Below are 21702 nucleotides of genomic sequence, written 5' to 3'. Positions count from 1 at the left end.
CCCAGCAGGCGTTTTCTCATCCCCAAAGCTTCGATGTACAAAGGTTCGGCTTCGCTGTACCTTCCCTGTGAATCGTAGAGTAATGCCAAATTGTTCAGGCTAGTTGCCACAGAAGGGTATTCATCCCCCAGCAGGCGTTTTCTCATCCCCAAAGCTTCGATGTACAAAGGTTCGGCTTCGCTGTACCTTCCCTGTGAATCGTAGAGTAATGCCAAATTGTTTAGGCTAGTTGCCACATCAGGGTGTTCATCCCCCAGCAGGCGTTTTGTCATCGCCAAAGCTTCGATCAACAAAGGTTCGGCATCGCCGTACCTTCCCTGTGATTTGTAGAGGAGTGCCAAATTGTTCAGGCTAGTTGCCATATCGGGGTGTTCATCCCCAAAACGTTTTCTAGCAGCTGATAAACATTGTTCACGCCACGGTAAAGCTTGCAGGTAGGCTCCTTGACCTTCGTAAAATCTAGCCAAGCCTACAAAAGGCCAGATTAAATCATCATCGCTTAACCAATCTTGGTAAACTGTGGCAGCTTCCCCAAGGTGTGGGATGGCAAGAGTTGCTTGAGCAATTTCTATCAATATGGGTGTCTGAGGAATATCTTTTGCTAAGGCTACCATTGCTTGACAAAAGCCGCGCTTGAGTTCATCACCTTCAGCTAACTCTTCTAACTTCTGCTGCAATAATTCCCGAATGCGTTCGTGAAATTGGTAGGTGTCCTCTGCCAATTCTTGCAGCAGATAACGCTCAACTAAAACGGTGCAGTTAGCTTTGAGGTCAAATTCCAAATCGCTATAACTTGCTGCTGATTCTACCAAAGACCAGGGGATAGGAGCCAAAGCAAACAAACTCAACAGACAAGCCAATTTTTGCGCCTCTGCTTCTAAGCATTGCCAATTCAACTCAAAAGCTGCTGCTACACCAGACTCACCTGCTGATGCTTGCTTTTGTAGCTGTGCGAGAATGTCTGCTAGCATAATACTCTCCCTGGCTTACGGCAGATAGCCGCTATTTGGTAAATTCCAATGGCGATATAACCGACATGTTCGCAAAGTTTTTTTGCTGTCTCTATGTCCTGTTGAACATATTCATCCCCCAATAGCTTTGCTAATAATTCTAAGGCTGCCTCTGGTGACAACTCACCTAGCGGCAGTGATGGATATACTAACCCTGTGTTTTGACGAGTGGTAATTAACACCTTAAACCGAGAACCTTTAGGTGGTAGATAGGGTTGAATTTGCATCCAGTCTTTCACATCATCAAATACTAATAAAACTTTGCCAGCTTGCCACTTCTTCCAGCAATAAGCAACTTGACCTGCTAGGCTTAATCCATCCGGTCGATTAAAGTCAGGTAAATTCACAACTCCAAACTCTACTAACTGGGTTCCCAAATCAATACCTTGGGGATTTAACCAACAACACCCGCCAGAATAATCTTCCAAATATTGCCATGAGTATTGAATAGCTAACTCTGTTTTACCTACCCCACCTTGTCCAGTCACATCGCTAATAGCCACCACATCATTTGTTTGTAATAGCTGATGCAATTGTTCTATTTGCTCATCCCTCCCAACAAACTTACGAGCTTGACTCTGTGGGATATTATGCGGGATATCAAACGGGTTGAAATGAGATTTTTCAATATCTCCATCCCAACTTCGGGAATAAAAATAAGTCGGCAGTTGTTTTTTATCTATACCGTTAAATCGCTGCTTCACTGCCTCGGTAACTTCCCTCATATCCGGCGGAAAAGTCCCATTAGCTTTAGCGAAAGCCTCTTGCACTGCTTGAGAAAAGTATCCTGTTTTATTTTCAGAATTTACCTTAGCTCTTTCTCCTTCCCGTGTAGCCAGTAACACAAATTGTTGACTATCTGTCCTTGGCTGACCGCTCAAAAAAGCTTTGCCACCTAAGTTAGTTGGTCTTCCCTTCGCCTCTAAAACATAATTGGCACAGGCATCAATAATAGAAATATGATTCCGAATCTGAAATTTATCGGAACCCAACAAAACTAATAAAGAATTCAAATCTAAATTCTGCCAATTCTGTTTATTTGCATCAGCACAAAGCAACCGACGCTCTCGTTCTGAGGTAATCAAACCATGTCCCGCCCAAAAAATGTAGAGCAAATCCCCCGACTTTGGGGATAAAAACTTAGTCACAATGTCAGAGATATTTTGCTCTGTTGCTAACTCTACAGTTAACCCACATTCCCCAACTAACTGCTGATTTTCTTCCAGTGCTGATAAACATAACCGAATATTCTCCTTCGGTACACCGCGCCGATGCAGCCAATCAGCAAATTTCAGCGCGTCATCGGCTGGCCCTCCACCCGTCACATTCCAAGTAGATTCGTGGTACTTTTCAATACCCACAATTAACCCAAATGTCCGCTCAGGTTTCGCCATCAACTGCATGATAATTTAGTTTCTCACCTCCTATGGAAAATGACCTAACCCCCTAATCCCCTAACCCCCTTTCCTAGCAGGGAATCTACGGTGTACGCACAAGTCTTTTAGAGTTGCTGCGTAAGGTTCTGATCCCCCCTTAAAAAGGCTACGACACATAAGTCAAATTACCCCCCTTAGAAAGGGGGGAAACAATAAATCTAGTTCCCTCCCCTTTACAAGGGGAGGGTTAGGGTGGGGTAAACCATTATGGCAACCTCGGAATAATCGCCTCCCAGGTTTTAGCATTTGTCCAATAAGCACCGTGGGAACGGGGAAATGGTTGTCTGCTATCCACTCGCACATCCTGTACTCTATCAATAAAAATTTTATTACCCACGTAACTGAGAAAATCCCGTAAATCGTAGATATTCAACCATTCCGGGAAATGCTCTGGCAATAACTGCCCATATTCTAAGCTGTAGAGGGCATTAATCTCATATAAAAATGGTGCTTGGGAACCAACTGTTACCAATAATTCCACCTGAGACAACTGCTGCTGCACTAGCAAATCGACACAAGCGATACCTCCCAAGCTATGGGCAATTAAAACCACAGGCGGTTCTGCTTCTTCAATTTGTTGCTGGATAAACGCCCTGATTTTTTCACCCCGCGTCTGATACAACAAAATATCACCAGGCATAGGCGAAATTTTATCAGTTAACTCAAAGCGGTTTCCTCTGACATAATTCGTTCCGATTGGCAAGGCTAATTCTACAACTGGCTTTAATAACCAGCCACCCAATCCTAACTCCGCCTCTGTCAAAGCCAGAGTCAGCAATTCCACAACTTTATCGCGCAATTGGGCATCGGTGAGTATCGGGGGAAATTTTTCTTGCTGTTCGCTAAGAAACATTGCTTGAGCCACAACTGCTCTAACTATTGGTGCATAATATTCACTCAAATCAGATTCGGAAACTGTGAGCAATGCCTCTTTATACGGTTCACTGTGGATAACATCTTCTCGTGCTTGCTTAAATACCTCTGCAATTCCTGCCTCTTGCAACTTAGCTTGCAGTTGAGATGTCGGTGTGAGACTCTCTACACGAGATTGTAAAACATCCCCTGGATCTTCCCCAAAAGCATTTCCTGCCTTATCACCAGGTTTCAAAGACAACAGCCGCAATTCATAAAGAGGGTCGCGGTATAATTGCCGCCACATGACAATATCTGCGTCTTCTTCTGGCTGAGATAAAGCCAGTGTCGCATCCTCCAAAGGTACTGATGCCCGATTCTCATTGAACTTTGCGCCTAATGCACCCCAAAGGCAGGGAGCAACTTTGATGTCAGGACGTTGAGCGTGAATCTTTTGCTCAATTATCTCAAAGGTATCGTTGTATTCTCGTTCTCTAATGCCAGTGCCATGTACAAATATTACCGTGGTCATTGTGATAAGGGTGGCTAGCGATGCCTGGGTTGGGCTATGCCTACGCGAAGCTTCTCCTCTGTATTATTCATGACCATGTTATCTGATACAAGATAACTTCCCGTAAAAATTGAAGAAAAAGACAAGGGGACAAGGTGATAAATCATAGGGTGGGCATTGCAATGCCCACCCTACTTACTGAGGTTTATTCAGATAAAATCCACTGTGTGGCTATTGAAAATCGCTCTAAGTTACCCTTAAACCTTAGACGTGAGAAATCTTGATATTTCCGCATGTGCCAACACAGCACCAGGTTCGCGCTGGAGAGCGTTGTAATACTTTCTCTCGAAGGTATTGCCCGTTTCTAACGGTACAATCAGCGTGCGGACATCAGCAATCAACTTTTCAAAATCATCCATCGATATCGGTTCATCTGCTTCGAGCATTTCATCAACTTGCACAACCACCTCAGAAATGCGATGTAGCCAAGCAAATTGTTCATGAGCGATAACTAGCTGAAGTAGTTCTCCGCTTGATACTCGTCCACTAACCTGTTCGTAGGCAATGCGTTCTGTCTCCAGCAACGTCTTGTGAAGGTGGAGTAATTTGTTTCGTAAATCACGTAAATATTGATGTTGACGTATTCTTTGTGAAAGTGTGTTAGAAGTCAATGTTACCCATCCTCTGATTACAATAGTCTTCAAATGGCTTAAATAATTTCTGCGTCAATATTTTTATCACGAATAGACTGTAGCGAACAACTGGTTTGTTGAGTGATACACTAGCGATGAGTAGCATATCCAATGGTGGCATAGAGGCTCACCAGGAGGCTTGCCGCTCTGATCAGAACTTCTCACTTCCCTTCTCTTGACTGATGCTCCACGTAGTAAAATCCCCATAGGGGTACGGAAGCGGCACTCAAAATACATCGCTACTTGATCACTCTCTTGTGCAAACAGCACCATTAGCCATCTGCCCAACCTCAGTTCATGTATTCGGTTTCTTTGTTAAGACGCATGACAATCAACATATCTTTTTATAACCGTTATATCTTATATTTGATTAATCATATATTAGCATAAACTTATATAAGAAGTACATAGTCATAGAATCTATCGAGAAAATGTCAATTATGGGAAAACCGTCTTAATGTCGCTAGCATATATAATTCTAGGTCTTCTTCAGCAGCAAGAAATGACGGGCTACGACCTGAAAACGAGCTGCTTTGATCAATGCATTGCCCATTTGTGGCCAGCAGACCAGGCACAAATTTACAGAACTCTCGATAAGCTAGTTGAGCAAGGCTGGATAACCTGTAAGATTGAGATTCAGCACGATCGCCCCAACCGCAAAGTTTACAGTGTGACGGAGCCAGGGAAAGCCGAATTCGCCCGATGGCTTGGGACTCATCAGCTCTTACCGACTATTCGAGAACCAATGCTAGTCCAGTTGCATTTTGCAGATCAGTTGTCAAATGAAACCATTATTCACCTACTGGAGCAACAACTGGCAGCTCGAAGCAAAAAGCTTGCTGAATGTGAAACCATCGATTTACCATTGCTCAGTGATCAGTCTGCCAACCGTGAGCAAGTAATGCAAAGGCTCGTGCTGGAGTTGGTGATCCGAAGAGAACAGACTTATATTGATTGGTTGAAGATAGCGATCAGTGTTATCAATCATCAAAAGCCATATGCATCACATTACCAGATTCTATAAATCAAGACAATGGTAACAATAGCAGTTAATCCTTATCTTGATCGCAATTTTGCTCCAATCCGTGAAGAAATCACCACGGACAAATTACCAGTCATCGGTGAATTACCCCTTGACTTATCGGGATGTTTGTGCAGAATATTATTTTTCCCTATACCCCCCAGCGTAGTCAATTACGCAGATTGTTCTATATGATTTGTGAGTTCCATAAGCAACGCCAGACACTTTAAAAGCGCCATTAAAAATGTTTTTTCTATGACCGCGATCGCTCACACCATCATCAATAATTAACTGCATGACGATATCTTGAGCAGTCTTGGAACCATAACTGATATTTTCGCCTGCGATCGTTTGCCATGCACCATAGCGGTTGATGCGAGTAAAGGGGTTGCTACCATCGCTACCATCATGACCTACGGCACCTTTTGGGCCTTGGTCTTTAGCGTGGTCTTTTGCTCCTAAAGACATACCTTTAGATGCAGTTAACGCTCCCACAGGACGTGCTGATTTCAGAAATGCGATCGCTTCATCGACTGCTTTGACTCCTTCTTGAGTCAGTAAATAGCTCTTATCAGAAATTTTGACTCGGTCACCTTGGAAGCGCTTTCTATAGTTTTCCAGAATCGGGAGGTATGCTTTGGGATTTGTTCGTACCTTATTTGTTTCAACAATTACCTGTTGTTCCAGTGGTGAAAGATAACTCGCCTTTGCTAATAAAGTTGGACTGGCTGGTTGAACTACTGCTGGGTTAGAGTTTGTCACAGATGGGTTAGATTGAAACATTTGATTTGAGCAGCCGAATATCAAGGTAAATGGCAAAAATACCCAAAATTTCATGCGACGCATTCATTACCTCACAATTTTTCTATGGATTAATTTAGTGAATTAACAGAAAATTTGAATTTTCAACACAAAGAGTTGTCTGTAGACGCTTTTGCCATTGGAAACTTTGGAAGCAGCTTGTTCTCAGACATCAGAACTTTGGTAGATTCGCTAATGAAAGCCCAGATTAACGCACTATATAGATATTGATAAAGCTGCAATCGCCTTTGTTCCTAAGGAATTACAAAAATATTACTTAATACCTGTAGTAAGCTTGCTAACGCTAAAACGTAAATAACAACAAAAATCTTTTCATTTTCTTCCACATGCTTTCAAATTTACACCTTGAGAAACCAACGTTGTCGATACATCAGAACACCAACAACCCACCACAACAACACGGTGACTATGGCGAACAACAGGGAACCATTCAGGACTCCCGCCCAAGATGCGAAAAAATTCTGGTAAATCCAATTGTAAGTATTAGGAGCGTCTTTGCCTGTGCCGATAGTGGTTTTCACTAAGATTTTAATCAACAAAACGGATGGAACGAAAAGAGCGATCGCATTTAAGCCCATAATTTCAAAAGGTTTACTCCAGCGACGATTCAGCCGGACTTCGATGAGTTCATAACAAGCTGCTAGCAAAAGTAACGCCCAACCGCTGGTGAAGATTACATAGGAACTTGTCCACAGCTTTTTGTTGATGGGGAATGTCCACCCCCACGCCCAACCGATTATTATGCAACCGACTCCAAATAATCCTAACCCTATACTTGTGCGTGACTGTACAGGTTGGCTGCGTATCCATTGACCTGTGAAGTAGCCAGCAAGGACGCTTACTATCGCAGGAATAGTACTGAAAAGTCCTTCTGGATCTCCCATAAAGTTGAAACCATCACCCTTGTATAAATGTGTTTTAGGAATAATCAGGCGGTCAATATAAGCGCCGAAATTACCTTCCCGTGTCAGAACTCCTGCACTATAATCGGGCACTGGTAGATACATCATCGTTAGCCAGTAGCCGATGAGTAGCACTGCTGCTAGTATCCATTGACCTTTACGCGGCAGGTTGAGAACTGCTAAAGAAGCCAGCAGATAGGTAATGCTGATGCGTTGCAACACTCCCAGAATGCGGATGCTATTCAAATCAAAAGTCCAAATACCCTGATTCCAAAAGCCATTTAGTAGGAATCCCAAGGCAAAGAGAATAGTAGCGCGGCGCAATATCCGCCTGTAAATAGTTGAGGTTGGTTTGTTATCTTCGGTGTACTTTGACAGTGAGAAAGTCATCGCTACACCGACAATGAAGAGAAAGAAGGGGAATACCAAGTCAGTTGGTGTGCAACCGTGCCAATCAGCGTGGGCTAAGGGAGGATATACATCATCAGCGACTCCCGCCATATTGACGAGAATCATCCCAGCGATCGTAATGCCGCGAAAAACATCCAGTGAAGTCAGGCGCATAAACGGAATTTTATGTTAGATGAGTATCTAAGCTACTTTGCTTGATTACGTGCATCAAGCAAAATTTATAGACTTGGATACAAGGTAAAATTTTATTAAGTAATTACCACCACTCGTTATGCCAATCAAAGTTGGAGATACCGCTCCTAATTTCACTCTACCTGCCCAAAACGGCTCAACAATTAGCCTCCAAGATTTTCGTGGCAAAAAAGCTGTTGTCCTATATTTTTACCCCAAGGACGACACACCCGGATGTACATCTGAATCCTGCGCCTTTCGTGATCAGTATGAAGTGTTTAAAGCCGCTGGCGCTGAAGTTGTCGGCGTGAGTGCTGATTCTAGCGAATCTCACCAGCGATTTGCTGCAAAGTATAATCTACCTTTTACCCTGTTAACTGACAAAGGCGACCAAGTGCGGAAGCTATATGGCGCAACAGCGGCTTTTGGCTTATTCCCTGGTCGCGTTACTTACGTCATTGACGAACAAGGAATTGTGCAATACGTGTTTGACTCAATGTTTAACTTTAAAGGACATGTTGAGGAAGCACTGAAAACTTTGCAACAGCTTGCGGCTAAGTAAAAAGTTTTTAAACGCAAAGGTTAATGCAAAAAATACTCTGCGAACCTTTGCGTTTTAATTAGACTTTATTCGAGTGCGACTTTTCCGGCATGACAATATTAGTGTGGCTTGACTTGCCATTCTTGCCGTTAGTATGACCGTTACTATTGCGGGGATGGATCACACCATAACCGCCGTGGTTACGTTCGTAAATTACATTAATCTCTCCAGTTTCAGAATTGTGGAACATATAAAAGTCGTGTCCTACGAGTTGCAGTTGTTCTAAGGCTTCTGCAAGGGTCATCGGCGGCATGGAAAAATATTTTGTACGGACAACTTCGCTGGGTAGTTCAGGGGTGCGATCGCCAATTAAATCTGTGACTATCGACTCTGTAACAACTACTTCTGTTGGTTGGGCTTGAGTTTTCTGGTCTTGACGCCGTTCTTTGTATTTCCGCAGTTGACGAGCAATTTTATCTGCAACTAAGTCAATGCTGGCATATAGGCTTTCGCTGCTTTCCTCGGCACGGATAACGTTACCATTTGCATAAATAGTTACTTCAGCCGCTTGTCTAGGACTAATTCGGGGATTACGGGCTACGCTAAGATGCACATCCACTTCATTTGTAATGTTCTGAAAGTGACTAACTGCTTTTTCAATCTTTTGATGTACATACTCACGAATTGCATCAGTGATTTCAATATTTTTGCCGTGGATGACAAGCTTCATGTAAACTCTCCCGGTGAATATTTGGATGTGTGAATTTGCTTTGTATGAAAAGAAGTTGCGGTAAGGTCTATTACTCCCGCCAAAACAAATTGTGAACTCTTTGTATGTATTGCTGGTAAGCTGTCTCTAAGCTTCCTGTATCTGAGTTTTTGTCAAGTATACCCTTGATTTCCCTCCTCATCTCTGCGCTGATATCCAAATTGGATTTCCACATAGAACTCTTTTGTGAGGAAATTTGAGTCGTAGCTCCCGTGACTACCTTCTCTTTTCAAGGAACGCTCACAGAACTGTTGATAGTTGCTCCTTCTGTGTTCGATTAAGGTTTGCTCACTGTTGAGCAAGAACACGAGTTTTTGTGGAAGTTTGATTCTGTTTTAAATGCAAACAATATAATTAGAGTCATCAGCCAGTACATTCGTTCTTGTTGTCTTGGCGTGATGCTTATTGCAGAGAATTCCTCCTAAAAACCTATTGAGGTTAATATTCAAGCTAGCACTTTGTATTTTATAATGCAGCTTCCCTTGACTTTCCTTTAAAATCCTTTGCAAAGCTTGACAATTGTTGACTCAAATCTTCTAACTTGAAATATATTTTGTTCCCAATCTCAGTTGATTTTTGGCATGATCCATAGTAACGAACCACACCAAAACCTTTGTTTACTGTATAACCAAGGATTAATGCCTTACTTGGATGCTCATGGATGGCAGCGATCGCTCCTGACTGAGCGTATCCATGACCCCAGTCTAGATGACGTGTTAATTTTGCTAGAACATCCACCTGTCTACACTCTGGGACAAGGAGCCAATTCAGATTTTCTTAAATTTGATATTGACAAAGGTGAATTTGATGTGCATCGAGTTGAACGGGGTGGTGAGGTTACTTACCATTGTCCCGGTCAACTGGTAGGATATCCAATTTTAAATCTGCAGCGTTATCGTAAAGACCTTCATTGGTACTTACGGCAACTCGAAGAAGTCATAATTCGCTTATTAGCAGTTTATGGATTGCAGGGAGAAAGAATTCCGGCTTTTACTGGCGTTTGGTTGCAAGGGCGAAAAGTTGCGGCTATTGGGATTAAAGTTAGCCGTTGGATTACCATGCACGGTTTTGCATTAAATGTTTGTCCTGATATGACAGGCTTTGAGCGCATTGTACCTTGCGGTATTTCTGATAAACCTGTAGGCAGTTTAGCTGAATGGATTCCAGGAATCACTTGCCAAGAAGTGCGTTTTTATCTAGCCCAGTCCTTTGCCGAAGTCTTTGACGTGGAATTAGTCGAGTCGCAGCCTGAAAGATTTTTCCGGTTTGAGTAAATTCAGCTTGTAATTATGTAATAAATACTATAGCAGTCCTATTTAAATTGTGAGACACTCATCAGAGTAGTCCATATTTAATAGTATCAAAATAACTATTTAACTACGGTTATCAAAGCTATAATCTGATTATTTACAAATTTATATACTAACTTTTTACGGCTGTCAAGCACAACTTTGCGTGTGAATTACTCAAATAATCTCCAGGTATATGCCCCATCGTTAACGTTTCTGAGAGAAGGTGATTGGATAGCTTTGATAGAACTATTTGATAGAGACGACGGTGATGAAATTGAAGCCGATATCAACAGTAGTTTATTTTGGTTGATACCTGAACCTTGTTGGGAAGATGATCCCTTTGATTTCTTGCGCGAATATCTTTAAACAGTTATGAGTGAACAGTTATGAAAAAATCTTTAATTGACAACTCCAACTCTTAACTCCTAACCGGAGGCGGAGCGTCTCCGGCTTTGCTCCTAACTATCTAACGTTGAGGCGACTGAGGAAAATACGTAGGCGATCGCTTTGCGGATTGGTCAGTACTTCATAGGCTGGGCCTTGTTCTGTCACAATACCTTGGTCTAAAAATATCACCTGATGGGCTACTTCCCGTGCAAATTGCATTTCATGGGTGACAACCACCATTGTCATCCCTTCTGCTGCCAATTGCTGCATGACTTGCAGAACTTCGCCGACGAGTTCAGGATCTAGGGCGCTGGTGGGTTCGTCAAATAGCATGATTTGGGGATTTATACATAAGCTACGAGCGATCGCTACTCGTTGCTTTTGTCCGCCAGAAAGTTGTTCGGGATAAGCAGAGGCTTTGTCAAATAAGCCGACTTTTTCTAAATATAATCTTGCTAATTGGGCACTTTCCTTTGGTGTTTTTCCCAAGACTTTCCGAGGGGCGAGTGTCATATTTTCCAGGACACTGAGATGAGGAAACAGGTTGAACTGTTGGAAAACCATACCTACCTGTGTTCGTAGTTGCCGCAGTTGGTTATAGTTGACAGTGGGTCGGGATAAGTTGATCCCGTTGATTATTAAACGCCCCTTGTCAATGGTTTCTAGGCGGTTAAAGCAGCGTAGTAGGGTACTTTTACCACAGCCGGAGGAACCGATAACTGCAACAACTTCTCCCCGGTTGATTTCGCCTGTGATTCCTTTGAGGACTTTTAGGGAACCAAAGTTTTTTTCGATATTGTCAAAAATAATGGCGGGGATGGTATTGTTCATTACTTATGTCAAGCTGTTCTACAGTTGATTGTAAGGTTTTTCATGTAGACGTGCAGTAGTCCTAAAAAACGCCTCAGAATGAATTTTGAGGCTAATAGCTAAAGTCTTCTAAAGAAGACTAAGTAAGGGTTTTAGTCTATTTAAGTAGACTTGATCTGAAAACCTGTGAAATTTATTTCTTGGCGGGAGATTGGACAGTTGCAAGATATAACTTGAACGAACCGCAGAGGCGCAGAGAGCGCAGAGGGAAGAGAATATAATATGGCTAAATTTAGTTTTATCTGTTGGCTGCGCTGGTGTGTGGTTGTAGGTTTTAGCTGTTTGTTACTGGCTGGCTGTGGGGTGAATTCTAGTGCTGGGAAAACTCTACGGGTTGCTACTGAACCGGCGTTTCCACCTTTTGAATTTAAAGGACAAGGTGGTGAGTTACAGGGTTTTTCCATTGATTTGATGAATGCGTTGGCGCAGCCCGCCGCAGGCATCGCTTCCTCTGCTAACTTTAAAGTGGAATTTCAAAGTCTGCCTTTTGATGGCATTATCCCAGCTTTGGGAGCCAAAACGGTAGATGCGGCGATTAGTTCGATCACCATTACAGAGGAGAGGGCGAAGACGATTTCTTTTTCCCGCCCTTATTTTAAAGCTGGGTTAGCGATCGCAATCCGCGCAGACAATCAAAATATTACTGGCTTTGACAGTCTCAAAAATAAAAAAATTGCGGTACAAGTTGGTACAACTGGGGCTGCAAAGGCTAAGAGTATTCCTGGAGTGCAAATTCGCAGTTTTGATTCAGCACCTTTAGCCCTGCAAGAATTGCTCAATGCTAATGTGGATGCGGTAATTAATGATGCACCAGTGACTTTGTATGCTATTAATACGGGTAATCTCAAGGGAATTAAAATAGTACAGCAATTGCTGACGGAGGAATTTTACGGGATTGCTACAGCTAAAAATTCGCCGAATTTGGCATTAATAAACAACGGTTTGGATAGGGTGCTGAAAAATGGTACTTATTCCCAAATTTATCAAAAATGGTTTAAAGCCGAGCCGCCATCATTACCAGTTAAATCACCATTTGAGAACCAGACTAGCGCTGGCGCACCTAAAATATTAACCTCAATTGGTGTGATTTTACAGGCTTTTCCGACTTTATTACAAGGAGCTTTGGTAACGTTGCAATTGACAATACTTTCTGTAGTGTTTGGTTTAATTGGGGGTTCCCTGATTGGTATTGTCCGCCTTTCTCATATTGCACCTTTGCGTTGGGTGGCGAGGGCGTATGTGGATTTTTTCCGGGGAACGCCTTTGTTGGTGCAAATTTTTATGATTTACTTCGGTTTACCAGCAATTTTACAAGAACTTGGTTTGACATTTACTTTTGATCGTTTAGTAGCTGGAGTAATTGCTTTAAGTTTGAATAGTGCTGCATACATTGCTGAAGTTGTCCGTGCTGGGATTCAATCAATTGAAACAGGACAAGCAGAAGCAGCACAGTCATTAGGTTTGAGTTCTATACAAACCATGAGTTATGTAATTTTTCCCCAGGCTTTCCGGCGGATGATCCCACCCTTAGGTAATGAGTTTATCAGTTTGTTGAAAGATACAAGCTTAGTTGCAGTGATTGGTTTTGAAGAATTGTTTCGCAAAGGACAGCTAATTGTCGCCGATAATTATCGCGCTTTTGAAATTTACGCGGCTGTAGCTTTGGTGTATTTATGCTTGACGTTACTTTCTTCACAGGCATTTAGTCGCTTAGAAGTGTGGATGAATCCGGTTAAGCGGCAAAGGAAGTACGATACCTAATAATTTTTCAGTGATTTTTCAGACTTACTTTAATCTATGAATGAGCGATATCTTCGATAGCTTGTTTCACCGCCTCAGGCTCCTCTGCGGGTGGGCAGTGGCCGATGTTATGCAAAACCCTGCGTTCGTAGCGATTTGTGAACTGGCACTCCTGTCCTTCAGAAGTCGAGGGTGGATCTACAGGGTCGCTATCTCCGTGCAGCACGATGGTTGGACATGAAATCACGGGTTTTTCCGCCAAACGCGTCTCGAACTCTTCCAACGCCGGATCACCTGGAGCGCATGCATAACGGTGACGATAGGAGTGGATGGCTGTGGGTACGAAGTCGGGACTCTGGAAGGATTTCGCAGTCGTCGCGAACAGATCCTCATCAAACTGCCAAGTAGGAGACCATGTGCTCCACATTAGTTTGCAAAGTTCGTTTCGATTTTCCTCAAGACCTCGCTGCCCTCGCTCCGTTTGGAAATACCACTGATACCAGAGTTGCTTCTCCTGTTCTGCGGTTTGAGGGGTGGTCGCTGACTTTGCAATATCCTGGACGGTATATCCCCCAACCGACACCAGAGCACGAACCCGTTTCGGCCAAAGTGCTGCTGCGACGCATGCGGCACGTCCACCCCAGTCATAGCCGACGAGCGTAGCGCGTTCGATGCCTAGAGCATCAAGCAGATCAACAACGTCTTTTCCTAATGCAGCTTGTTGTCCCGAACAAAACACTTCTTTCGAGAGATACCGGGTTGGCCCAAAGCCGCGCAGGTAAGGCACAATCACCCGGCGATGGTTGCTCATGATGCGATCGCGCACACCGTCATACTCGCGCACATCATAGGGAAAGCCGTGAAGCAGAAGAATCGGCTCCCCAGAATCGGGGCCAGTCTGCTCATAGGCCACACTGAGTACCGAGGTTCTCGCCGTATGACAAGTAGTCTCCATCAATATGATCCTCCTAGCTACTCAGATGCATTGGCGGTTTTCTTGTCCAAATACGAATTCTCACTCTTCCTAGTTTGACATCATCTCTAGATACTGCATAGCCTGACGAGCATGATACAAAATGCGCTCTTGAGCAGGTGTCAACACCGCACCGTGACGCCCTCTAGCAAATAAAGGACACCTAGTTTTTCTTCTAAGGTGGCGATCGCATGACTAATCGCAGGCTGGGAAAGCTGCAATTCTAAGGCTGCCTCACAAAAGTTACCACGATCTGCTACTGCAACTATGGCTCGAAGTTGGAAGAATTTCACGGTCAATTGACAAGAACAAGATTATACATATCCTGACTTTATTGTGGCAAAAAAGTAATACCTAACCTTGTTCAAAAATGAAACCGGATTCCTATAGAAGGAATTAGTATAAATAGTGCCTTCCGATTCGTAGACAATTTCTAATCTGCCACAGCAGGAATTGATATATATAAATGTCTTCTCAGCCAAAAGTTAAATAATTATAACTATTAATAATATTTTTACAAATATGTATTTATACCAAGAAAAAATATCCTATTGTTTAGCATTATTTTCTAGGTATTATAATATTGGCAAAAATATTTCTCTTATCAAGAAAAATACCTAAATCCAATCATTTAGTGAGTAATAATTATATTGACTGAATATTAACACACCGAGGGCTAATAAAGATAAACTAGATAAAATAGAAATGAAAAATTAGTAATCATAAGATTATAAGTATTGACGAAATGAATTGTTGATAACGGTCATAATAACTTAAACACTTTTTTATAGTCAACTTCAAGCAGAATACATAGATGCGGATAATTGGACTTATCAAATATAAAAGGTACTACCCATGAGTTACCGCGCACTGCTGTTAATAAATCGTCATGCCCGCCAAGGGCAAAAGGGTCTGTTGGAAGCAATTCAATATCTGAAGACACTCGGTTTTGATTTAATTGAGGAGTTTACAGAAGACCACAAACATCTTGCTGAAGTTATATTTCGCTATCAGTATCAAGTTGACTTGGTAATCATTGGTGGAGGAGATGGGACTCTCAATGCCGCAGTAGATGCTTTAGTTGATACTCAGTTGCCCTTGGGAATCTTGCCTCTGGGAACTGCCAACGACCTAGCGAAGACTTTGGGAATCCCGAATTCCCTCAGCAAAGCTTGCAAAATTATTGCCTATGGAAATTTACGCCGCATCGACTTGGGTTGGGTGAACGGCAAGCACTTTTTTAACGTTGCCAGTATGGGATTGAGTGTAAAAATTACCCAGCGACTTACCAAACAAGTCAAACGCCGTTGGGGAATATTTGCTTATGCTGCCACTGCATTGCAAGTGATTTGGGAAGCTAGACCTTTTACTGCCGAGATTGTAATCAATGGTGAATCAGTTCGTGTGAAAACAGTGCAAATTGCTGTGGGTAACGGCCGCTATTACGGGGGTGGCATGGCAGTGGCTCACGATGCCACAATAGATGACCAAAGGCTAGATCTCTATAGCTTAGAGCTAAAACATTGGTTGCATATTATACCAATATTCCCAGCAATGCGAGAAGGGCGACATATACATTGGCAGAGTGTACGCTCTCTTCAAGGTGAAGAAATAGAGGTGCATACCCACAAACCGCGCCCTATCAATACAGATGGTGAAATCACTACCTACACACCTGCTCATTTTCGCGTTATACCTAAAGTTATAGCTGTTTTAGTACCTCCAGAAATCATGAGTTAGTAGTTAGGAGTTATTCTGCCCTATCTACCTCTGCTAAAAATGTGGGAACTCGCATCAACTCACGCCAAATGCATCTGAGATTTTCTCAAGATATAAAGTCCCTGTTAGAACGCCTAGCTGAACAACCGCTGACTCTAGGTGATGTTCTGGCAGAAACCTCAGAACGAGGGTTCAGCCTGGTAATTACATTATTAATTTTGCCCTTTTTATTTCCTATGCCACCAGGATTAACTGGCCCTTTTGGTGGTGCTTGTTTACTGTTGTCAGTGCAAATGGTTTTAGGGAGGCGATCGCCTTGGCTACCGAAAAGAATCGCTAACTACAAATTTCCTCGTCCCTTTGCCCAGTTGCTTTTGCAAAATTTGGGACGTCTTACCAAAGTCTTACAGAAAATCGCCCGTCCCCGATTGGCAAAAATAGCCCATAATCCTTTGATTTGGCGAATTAATGGGTTTTGTATCTCTTTCTTAACAGTATTACTAATATTACCAATTCCGTTTACAAATCCCATCCCCACTGTGGGTATTTTACTTTTGACTGTTGCCACCATCGAATCTGACGGTTTATTAATTTGCATTAGCTACGGCATTACTGTCCTAATTACCTTGCTGTTTGGATTTCTTGGTTATGCAGTATGGTTAGCTCCCAGCTTACTGCCATCTATATTTAAATAATAAAAGCCTTCAACTAAAAGCTGAGGGCTGTAATTTTTAAGGTACATCTACCATTTATTAATCCGCTTTATTGATTGATATATCCGGGAATATTTAAATTGTGTAAAAAGTTATTTTCTTCATGAAATAAAAAATATCAGCCATAAAAAAGCCTTCAACTAAAAGCTGAGGGCTGTAATTTATTAAGGTGCATCTACCATTTATTAATCCGCTTTCTTGATTGCTATATCCGGGAAAATTAGACTTATAATAATAAAATAAATTTTATTGCCATCTTCAAAAATATCAGCAATAAAAAAAGCCCTCAGCTAAAAGCTAGGGGCTATAATTTAATTAAGGTGCATCTACTATTTATATATCCGCCTTAATTATTCCTACATCAGGAAGAATTGAAAAAAAATGGATAGCTGTGGAATTGATTTCGTTAGCCATAAGAGTAGTACTAGCCTCAATCAGGATAACCTACGGTTTTTGACTAGGTAATCATTGACCAACTTCACAGTAATTTTACAATTACCCCGAATTCCTGCTGGATACACAAAGTTTCTGTTAATATCTCTGACACTATATCCGCAATAGTACGAATTTAGTTTATTAGTTGGGTATATGACTATAAAAGTTAGAAGCACCCAACTCGATGAAGCGATCGCAATTTCTCTTAGCCCTTGCTAGTCTTAGTATTGTCGGGGGAAGCTTTTTTATGAGAAGAAATTTTAGCAGTACTAGCGAACCTAAAATAATAACTGATACATCACGCTACAAATAAATTCGTAATCAACTATGGTCCAATAATGACCAAGTAAAACATTTTCCTAATGAAATTCCCACTGATGCCAAAGGCGTTCACATTGCTTACTCTCCCGAATTTTTGCAAGGAAGTAGTTTTTTTCAAATTAGGCTGAAACAGCCACCAAACAAGATAGAAAAATTACTTTCACAATACAGAAATAGTGCAAAGCACAAATATAGGGGTGGTAACACAAACGACCACATAAACCAGCCTAACGGTGTGCCGACAACTTTCTTCTACACCAGTGACTCTCATACGGAATCTTTTCCAGCTACTTATGAAATACTGGTATTAAATGCAGATAACAAAGGTAGACCTGGCTTCAAGTGGAATCATGGAGATAGCTACGGCGTTGCTATTAATAGTTCAGCTTCAGAAATTATCTATTGGTATGAAAAATGGTAATTAACAATTCAAAATGAATTTGAATTGTCATTATAAAAATAATTATTTAGAACATCCTATTTGAGAAAAAAGATGCGAAGTAGTGATAATTATGCTTAAAAAAAACTATACAACAAGAATGATCCTATGGCTAGGCTGATTTAGTAAAAATTCCTACAAACCATTTTTTGAGATTGGGAAGATGGTAAATCTATGTTTCAACTTCTGTCTTTAAAAGTTATGTACCCTTCTCCTAACAAAGACGGTGCAGCTTGCTTGATGGGGAAATCGAATTCGACGAAGCCAATGGAAGAACATATTTGCTAACCTCAAGTACTTGGACTTTAAATTTGTATTTGAATGGTCGTGTAGGGACAAAGAACTACCAGAAAAAATCGACTCGTCTATTCAATATATAGATGAAGAAGATTTAAGAATCTCCCATATTGGTGTAGTTGGAGAATTCATATAGCTTCCAAAAGTCAAGTCTTAGGGAAGGAGAAGTTTTGAGTGGAAACTTCCTCCACTCAGATTTCAGTATTAGGTGCTGCTTTTACCCTTTTGGATATATCACTTTGGGTAGTTAAAACTTATAGCTAGCATAGCTAAAATTTATAAAGTGCCTAAAAACTATCTTAATATGTATAATGCCAACTGCTTTGATTACTGGTGCCTCTAGTGGTATTGGTAAAGCTTTTGCCCAAGAACTAGCTGCACGCAAGACAAATCTTGTACTCGTTGCTCGTTCCGAAGAGAAACTAAGCCAATTAGCGAAACAATTACAAGAACAATACAAAATTCAAGTAGATGTTATAGTCAAAGACCTTACAGAACCTAATGCAGCATCTGCTGTATTTGATGCCACTAAACTAAAGGGATTAACTATTGACTTATTAATCAACAATGCTGGTTTTGGTTACTACGGCGACTTTGCTGAAGGGGATGGAGAAAGACAAGTCAAAATCGTACAATTAAACATTTTGGCATTGGTAGATTTAACACATAAATTTCTCCCCTTGATGCGGCAACGTCGTTCTGGAAGTATTATTAACGTATCCTCTATTACTGCATTTCAACCGATACCATACCTTTCTGTTTATGCTGCCAGTAAAGCTTTTATCCTCAGCTTTAGTGAAGCACTATGGGCAGAAAATCGTCAATATGGTGTCCGTATTTTAGTCACTTGTCCAGGGCCAATAGAAACAAACTTTTTTGCAGAAGCTAATTTTCCTCCAGCGCTGGCAAGCAGTACAGATAAGGTGTATTCTTGTGAAAAAGTAGTTTGGGAATCTTTAGAGGCTTTGGAAAAAGGGTATCCAACCGTTATTAGTTCTGATACTAACACTCAACTTAGAAGCAAATTATCTCGGCTTGTACCGCGCAAACTTCTGCTGAATATGTTAGCAAAACATTTTAAAGCCTAATACCAATTCTGTATAAAGATGCGCCAAACGAAATGAGGAACCGCAAAGGACGCATATACACGTACTCCTACGGAGAAGCAAGCTACGCGAAGCGTCTCCAAGAGTTGTGGCTGACCGCAGGGTAGGACACAAAGAAGGAAAGAATAAGAAGCCAAGAAAATTTGGCGCAGCCTCACAAAGAAATAGTATAACCCTCTAAAAAAGAAGGAAATTAGAGCAAGCCTTTTTAAGAGCTACCGTGTACACACAAGGCTTTTAGAACTGCTTCCTAACGTATGGTGGGTTAATTTTTACAAGTCGATGTATTAATAATGCATCGGCTGCATTAACATTGCAAGCCGATACATTAGACTTCTTGCAAAAGTCCTCAGTGAGATAAGATAAGTCGGTGAGAATGAGGTGACATCTATGACCTATAAACAAGTTAAAAACGTGAAGCTAGAAGACTTAAAACGCCTGTGTAGTGTGTGTCCATAAACTTTTAGACAGATGATCTCAGTCGTGCGATCGCTTAGAAGACAAAGTTCTCTTTGATGTACTAAAATTCAATTGTCTTAAACACTACACCCAATCAGCCACCCCCCAACACCCATTTATAGACAAGATTTCGGCTTTTCTTAGTGCCATTCCGCTCTAGAGGTTTTTACTACAGTCGGATATAGATCCCTGATCTTGATGGACGTCCATAATAGCCACGTGATCTATAGCGTGAGCCTCCATAATAGCCACGTGATCTATAGCGTGAGCCTCCATAATAGCCACGTGATCTATAGCGTGAGCCTCCATAATAGCCACGTGATCTATAGCGTGAGCCTCCATAATAGCCACGCGATCTATAGCGCCTTTGAGCAATCAATAGCTCTCCGGTTTGACCTTCAACTAAGTTTGTCTGTGTTGCAACACTTTCTTTATTAAGGGAGCTAATCACAGAACTAGCCTTTGCTTCAGCTAATAACGGTGGATAGGCGAAGGCAAATAGCAATACTACTATTGAGGATAGCTTCTTGAAACCTTTCATTTTTTACCTACACTAGATATTTGCTAACTTTATTAAACACTTTTTATTTAAATAACAATAGAATCCATAGGTAGATAAAATTTAGAAGTGATAAAAGTCATAAAAATACTCCTATTAAATGCAGTATTAAGCAGCCAAAAGATGGAATTATGTGTTAAATAAAGCTTCTAGTTGACGACGAATTTCAGGAATATCCAGCGATATACTGCGTATGCATTTGCATAACGCAAAACTTAATCAAGTGCTAAAAGTGACATTTATACTTTAAAAGTTGTGTTAATCATGAAGTGGCGCTCGCTTATTTACCACGAAAATTTAGCTGTAAAAATAGGAACACTAGGGTTTTTGCGAAGAATATTTACATATGTTATATAAGTATATAGTTAGGAGTTAGGAGTTCAAGAAAGTGGTAAATTTAAAACTCTTGACTTTTAACTACTTACTCCTCACTTTTAACTACTTACTTCTTACTCCTCACTTATTAGATATATCTTGTTAATTGAACTCGGTAGCGGTCTTTTTTTGTAACGGCGATTTCCCCAACTTCTAAACGCCCTTTAGAGCGAATAGCGATTAAGTCGCCGGATTTTACTTGAGAACTAGCTTGAGTAACTTCCTTCCAATTAACGCGGACATCACCAGCATCAATGAAATCAACCATTTTGCTGCGGGACATGCCAAAACCAGCAGATGCGATCGCATCTAATCGCAAAGAAGCCTCCACAGTAGTTAATTCTTTTTTCTTGGGTTCCCGAACCTTTAATTCAGTTACCTCAATCTGTTGAGTTTTCACAGGAACCGATCGCACCTGTTTAAGACTCATTTCCAAAAATTCTACCAACTCTGGTGCGACAATCGCCTGCGCCCCCCGTTCTCCCAAAACTATAATGTCTCCCGTTTTTTCCCGAACAATTCCCGTTCCCAACATTGCGCCTAAAAAGTCTCGGTGAGAGGCGGTATCAAACAGGAAATTACCAGCAATTTCCACAGCGACAAGGCTGACTTGAGATTGATCTAAGGGAAGTTCCGAACGAGCGATCGCAATTCTTTGGCGTTCAGCTTGTGGATATCCGCCCCACACAACTAATTGCACTTCTGTTAATCGGTTAAACACCCGTTGAATTTCCACCAATTCTGGGGGAGATAGAAAATCTGTCAAAACCACTTCCCAAGTTTTGATGGCTTGCTCTGCTTGATCAATTACACGAGCTACACTATCTCGATTTTCAACACCTTTTAAAAGTTCTTCTCGTGGCAACATTCTTAAAAATT

At 41.5% G+C, this 21702-nt stretch carries 18 protein-coding genes and 2 pseudogenes; 9 read left to right on the top strand and 11 right to left on the bottom strand.

Annotation, left to right across the window (positions count from 1 at the left end; translation table 11 throughout):
- The 4 genes from V7K40_RS20380 to V7K40_RS20365 all read right to left on the bottom strand — a co-directional run.
- Positions 1-971 (bottom strand): tetratricopeptide repeat protein (locus tag V7K40_RS20380; protein WP_334962850.1); only part of this gene is annotated, 971 nt, incomplete at its 3' end.
- Entirely contained in the window at positions 965-2404 is a 1440-nt protein-coding gene (locus V7K40_RS20375) for an NB-ARC domain-containing protein,Caspase domain-containing protein (protein ID WP_334962848.1), read from the bottom strand. The genes V7K40_RS20375 and V7K40_RS20380, both read right to left, overlap by 7 nt.
- 247 nt (positions 2405-2651) lie before the next feature.
- Positions 2652-3830, bottom strand: a complete 1179-nt coding sequence (locus V7K40_RS20370; protein ID WP_334962846.1) for a hypothetical protein — start codon at positions 3828-3830, stop codon at positions 2652-2654.
- Between the two features lie 236 nt (positions 3831-4066).
- Positions 4067-4480 carry a hypothetical protein gene (locus V7K40_RS20365; protein ID WP_334962844.1) on the bottom strand — a complete coding sequence of 138 codons (414 nt, stop codon included), beginning with the start codon at positions 4478-4480 and terminating at the stop codon, positions 4067-4069.
- Between the two features lie 478 nt (positions 4481-4958).
- Between V7K40_RS20365 and V7K40_RS20360 the strand changes: the two genes are divergently transcribed.
- Positions 4959-5525 carry a PadR family transcriptional regulator gene (locus tag V7K40_RS20360; protein ID WP_334962842.1) on the top strand — a complete coding sequence of 189 codons (567 nt, stop codon included), beginning with the start codon at positions 4959-4961 and terminating at the stop codon, positions 5523-5525.
- Positions 5526-5663: 138 nt separating this feature from the next.
- On the opposite strand, the gene V7K40_RS20355 is transcribed toward V7K40_RS20360, so the two are convergent.
- Positions 5664-6368, bottom strand: a complete 705-nt coding sequence (locus V7K40_RS20355) for a CAP domain-containing protein (RefSeq protein ID WP_334962839.1) — start codon at positions 6366-6368, stop codon at positions 5664-5666.
- Positions 6369-6682: 314 nt separating this feature from the next.
- Positions 6683-7810: an acyltransferase family protein gene (locus V7K40_RS20350; RefSeq protein WP_334962837.1), complete on the bottom strand. Its 1128-nt coding sequence runs from the start codon at positions 7808-7810 to the stop codon at positions 6683-6685.
- Positions 7811-7928: 118 nt separating this feature from the next.
- On the opposite strand from V7K40_RS20350, the gene V7K40_RS20345 reads away from it, so the two are divergent.
- Complete coding sequence (locus tag V7K40_RS20345) at positions 7929-8390, top strand: peroxiredoxin (RefSeq protein WP_298910782.1); 462 nt, start codon at positions 7929-7931, stop codon at positions 8388-8390.
- Between the two features lie 58 nt (positions 8391-8448).
- On the opposite strand, the gene raiA is transcribed toward V7K40_RS20345, so the two are convergent.
- On the bottom strand, positions 8449-9099 hold the full coding sequence (gene raiA, locus V7K40_RS20340) for a ribosome-associated translation inhibitor RaiA (protein WP_334962833.1): 651 nt from the start codon (positions 9097-9099) through the stop codon (positions 8449-8451).
- Between the two features lie 620 nt (positions 9100-9719).
- Between raiA and lipB the strand changes: the two genes are divergently transcribed.
- Entirely contained in the window at positions 9720-10412 is a 693-nt protein-coding gene (gene lipB / locus V7K40_RS20335) for a lipoyl(octanoyl) transferase LipB (protein ID WP_334962831.1), read from the top strand.
- 183 nt (positions 10413-10595) lie between these two features.
- Complete coding sequence (locus tag V7K40_RS20330) at positions 10596-10796, top strand: hypothetical protein (protein WP_273763239.1); 201 nt, start codon at positions 10596-10598, stop codon at positions 10794-10796.
- Between the two features lie 96 nt (positions 10797-10892).
- Here the strand turns inward: V7K40_RS20330 and V7K40_RS20325 are convergent, their stop codons facing one another.
- Positions 10893-11648, bottom strand: coding sequence for an amino acid ABC transporter ATP-binding protein (locus V7K40_RS20325; RefSeq protein ID WP_298910786.1), 756 nt, complete (start codon positions 11646-11648; stop codon positions 10893-10895).
- A gap of 261 nt (positions 11649-11909) precedes the next feature.
- Here V7K40_RS20325 and V7K40_RS20320 point away from each other — a divergent pair, with 261 nt between their 5' ends.
- Positions 11910-13448, top strand: coding sequence for an ABC transporter permease subunit (locus tag V7K40_RS20320; RefSeq protein WP_334962828.1), 1539 nt, complete (start codon positions 11910-11912; stop codon positions 13446-13448).
- 34 nt (positions 13449-13482) lie between these two features.
- Here the strand turns inward: V7K40_RS20320 and V7K40_RS20315 are convergent, their stop codons facing one another.
- Both V7K40_RS20315 and V7K40_RS20310 read right to left on the bottom strand, forming a co-directional pair.
- A complete protein-coding gene (locus tag V7K40_RS20315; protein WP_334962826.1) occupies positions 13483-14382 on the bottom strand; it encodes an alpha/beta hydrolase in 900 nt (299 codons plus the stop codon).
- Between the two features lie 78 nt (positions 14383-14460).
- Positions 14461-14693, bottom strand: a pseudogene (locus tag V7K40_RS20310) (LysR family transcriptional regulator); the annotation flags it as partial.
- A 562-nt stretch (positions 14694-15255) separates the two neighbouring features.
- Between V7K40_RS20310 and V7K40_RS20305 the strand changes: the two are divergent.
- The 4 genes and pseudogenes from V7K40_RS20305 (at position 15256) to V7K40_RS20290 (ending at position 19412) form a co-directional block, all read left to right on the top strand.
- Complete coding sequence (locus tag V7K40_RS20305; RefSeq protein WP_334962824.1) at positions 15256-16140, top strand: lipid kinase; 885 nt, start codon at positions 15256-15258, stop codon at positions 16138-16140.
- Positions 16141-16208: 68 nt separating this feature from the next.
- Positions 16209-16814, top strand: coding sequence for an exopolysaccharide biosynthesis protein (locus tag V7K40_RS20300; protein ID WP_334962856.1), 606 nt, complete (start codon positions 16209-16211; stop codon positions 16812-16814).
- A 637-nt stretch (positions 16815-17451) separates the two neighbouring features.
- Positions 17452-18009: pseudogene (locus V7K40_RS20295) on the top strand (hypothetical protein).
- Positions 18010-18635: 626 nt separating this feature from the next.
- Positions 18636-19412, top strand: a complete 777-nt coding sequence (locus tag V7K40_RS20290) for an SDR family oxidoreductase (protein WP_334962822.1) — start codon at positions 18636-18638, stop codon at positions 19410-19412.
- 1499 nt (positions 19413-20911) lie between these two features.
- On the opposite strand, the gene V7K40_RS20285 is transcribed toward V7K40_RS20290, so the two are convergent.
- Positions 20912-21691 carry a photosystem II S4 domain protein gene (locus V7K40_RS20285; protein WP_334962820.1) on the bottom strand — a complete coding sequence of 260 codons (780 nt, stop codon included), beginning with the start codon at positions 21689-21691 and terminating at the stop codon, positions 20912-20914.
- Positions 21692-21702 lie beyond the last annotated feature (11 nt).

Source organism: Nostoc sp. (assembly GCF_036917195.1).
Lineage (GTDB): Bacteria > Cyanobacteriota > Cyanobacteriia > Cyanobacteriales > Nostocaceae > Nostoc.
The sequence above is the reverse complement of the archived record's forward strand: the minus strand, read 5'-3'. Positions and strand labels throughout refer to the sequence as shown.

Excerpts from the sequence above, each read along its gene's own strand:
- V7K40_RS20375 (WP_334962848.1), bottom strand. The coding sequence starts at position 2,404 with ATGGCGAAACCTGAGCGGACATTTGGGTTAATTGTGGGTATTGAAAAG.
- V7K40_RS20370 (WP_334962846.1), bottom strand. The coding sequence starts at position 3,830 with ATGACCACGGTAATATTTGTACATGGCACTGGCATTAGAGAACGAGAA.
- V7K40_RS20360 (WP_334962842.1), top strand. The coding sequence starts at position 4,959 with ATGTCGCTAGCATATATAATTCTAGGTCTTCTTCAGCAGCAAGAAATG.
- V7K40_RS20355 (WP_334962839.1), bottom strand. The coding sequence starts at position 6,368 with ATGCGTCGCATGAAATTTTGGGTATTTTTGCCATTTACCTTGATATTC.
- V7K40_RS20350 (WP_334962837.1), bottom strand. The coding sequence starts at position 7,810 with ATGCGCCTGACTTCACTGGATGTTTTTCGCGGCATTACGATCGCTGGG.
- V7K40_RS20345 (WP_298910782.1), top strand. The coding sequence starts at position 7,929 with ATGCCAATCAAAGTTGGAGATACCGCTCCTAATTTCACTCTACCTGCC.
- raiA (WP_334962833.1), bottom strand. The coding sequence starts at position 9,099 with ATGAAGCTTGTCATCCACGGCAAAAATATTGAAATCACTGATGCAATT.
- lipB (WP_334962831.1), top strand. The coding sequence starts at position 9,720 with ATGATCCATAGTAACGAACCACACCAAAACCTTTGTTTACTGTATAAC.
- V7K40_RS20325 (WP_298910786.1), bottom strand. The coding sequence starts at position 11,648 with ATGAACAATACCATCCCCGCCATTATTTTTGACAATATCGAAAAAAAC.
- V7K40_RS20320 (WP_334962828.1), top strand. The coding sequence starts at position 11,910 with ATGGCTAAATTTAGTTTTATCTGTTGGCTGCGCTGGTGTGTGGTTGTA.
- V7K40_RS20315 (WP_334962826.1), bottom strand. The coding sequence starts at position 14,382 with ATGGAGACTACTTGTCATACGGCGAGAACCTCGGTACTCAGTGTGGCC.
- V7K40_RS20305 (WP_334962824.1), top strand. The coding sequence starts at position 15,256 with ATGAGTTACCGCGCACTGCTGTTAATAAATCGTCATGCCCGCCAAGGG.
- V7K40_RS20300 (WP_334962856.1), top strand. The coding sequence starts at position 16,209 with ATGCATCTGAGATTTTCTCAAGATATAAAGTCCCTGTTAGAACGCCTA.
- V7K40_RS20290 (WP_334962822.1), top strand. The coding sequence starts at position 18,636 with ATGCCAACTGCTTTGATTACTGGTGCCTCTAGTGGTATTGGTAAAGCT.
- V7K40_RS20285 (WP_334962820.1), bottom strand. The coding sequence starts at position 21,691 with ATGTTGCCACGAGAAGAACTTTTAAAAGGTGTTGAAAATCGAGATAGT.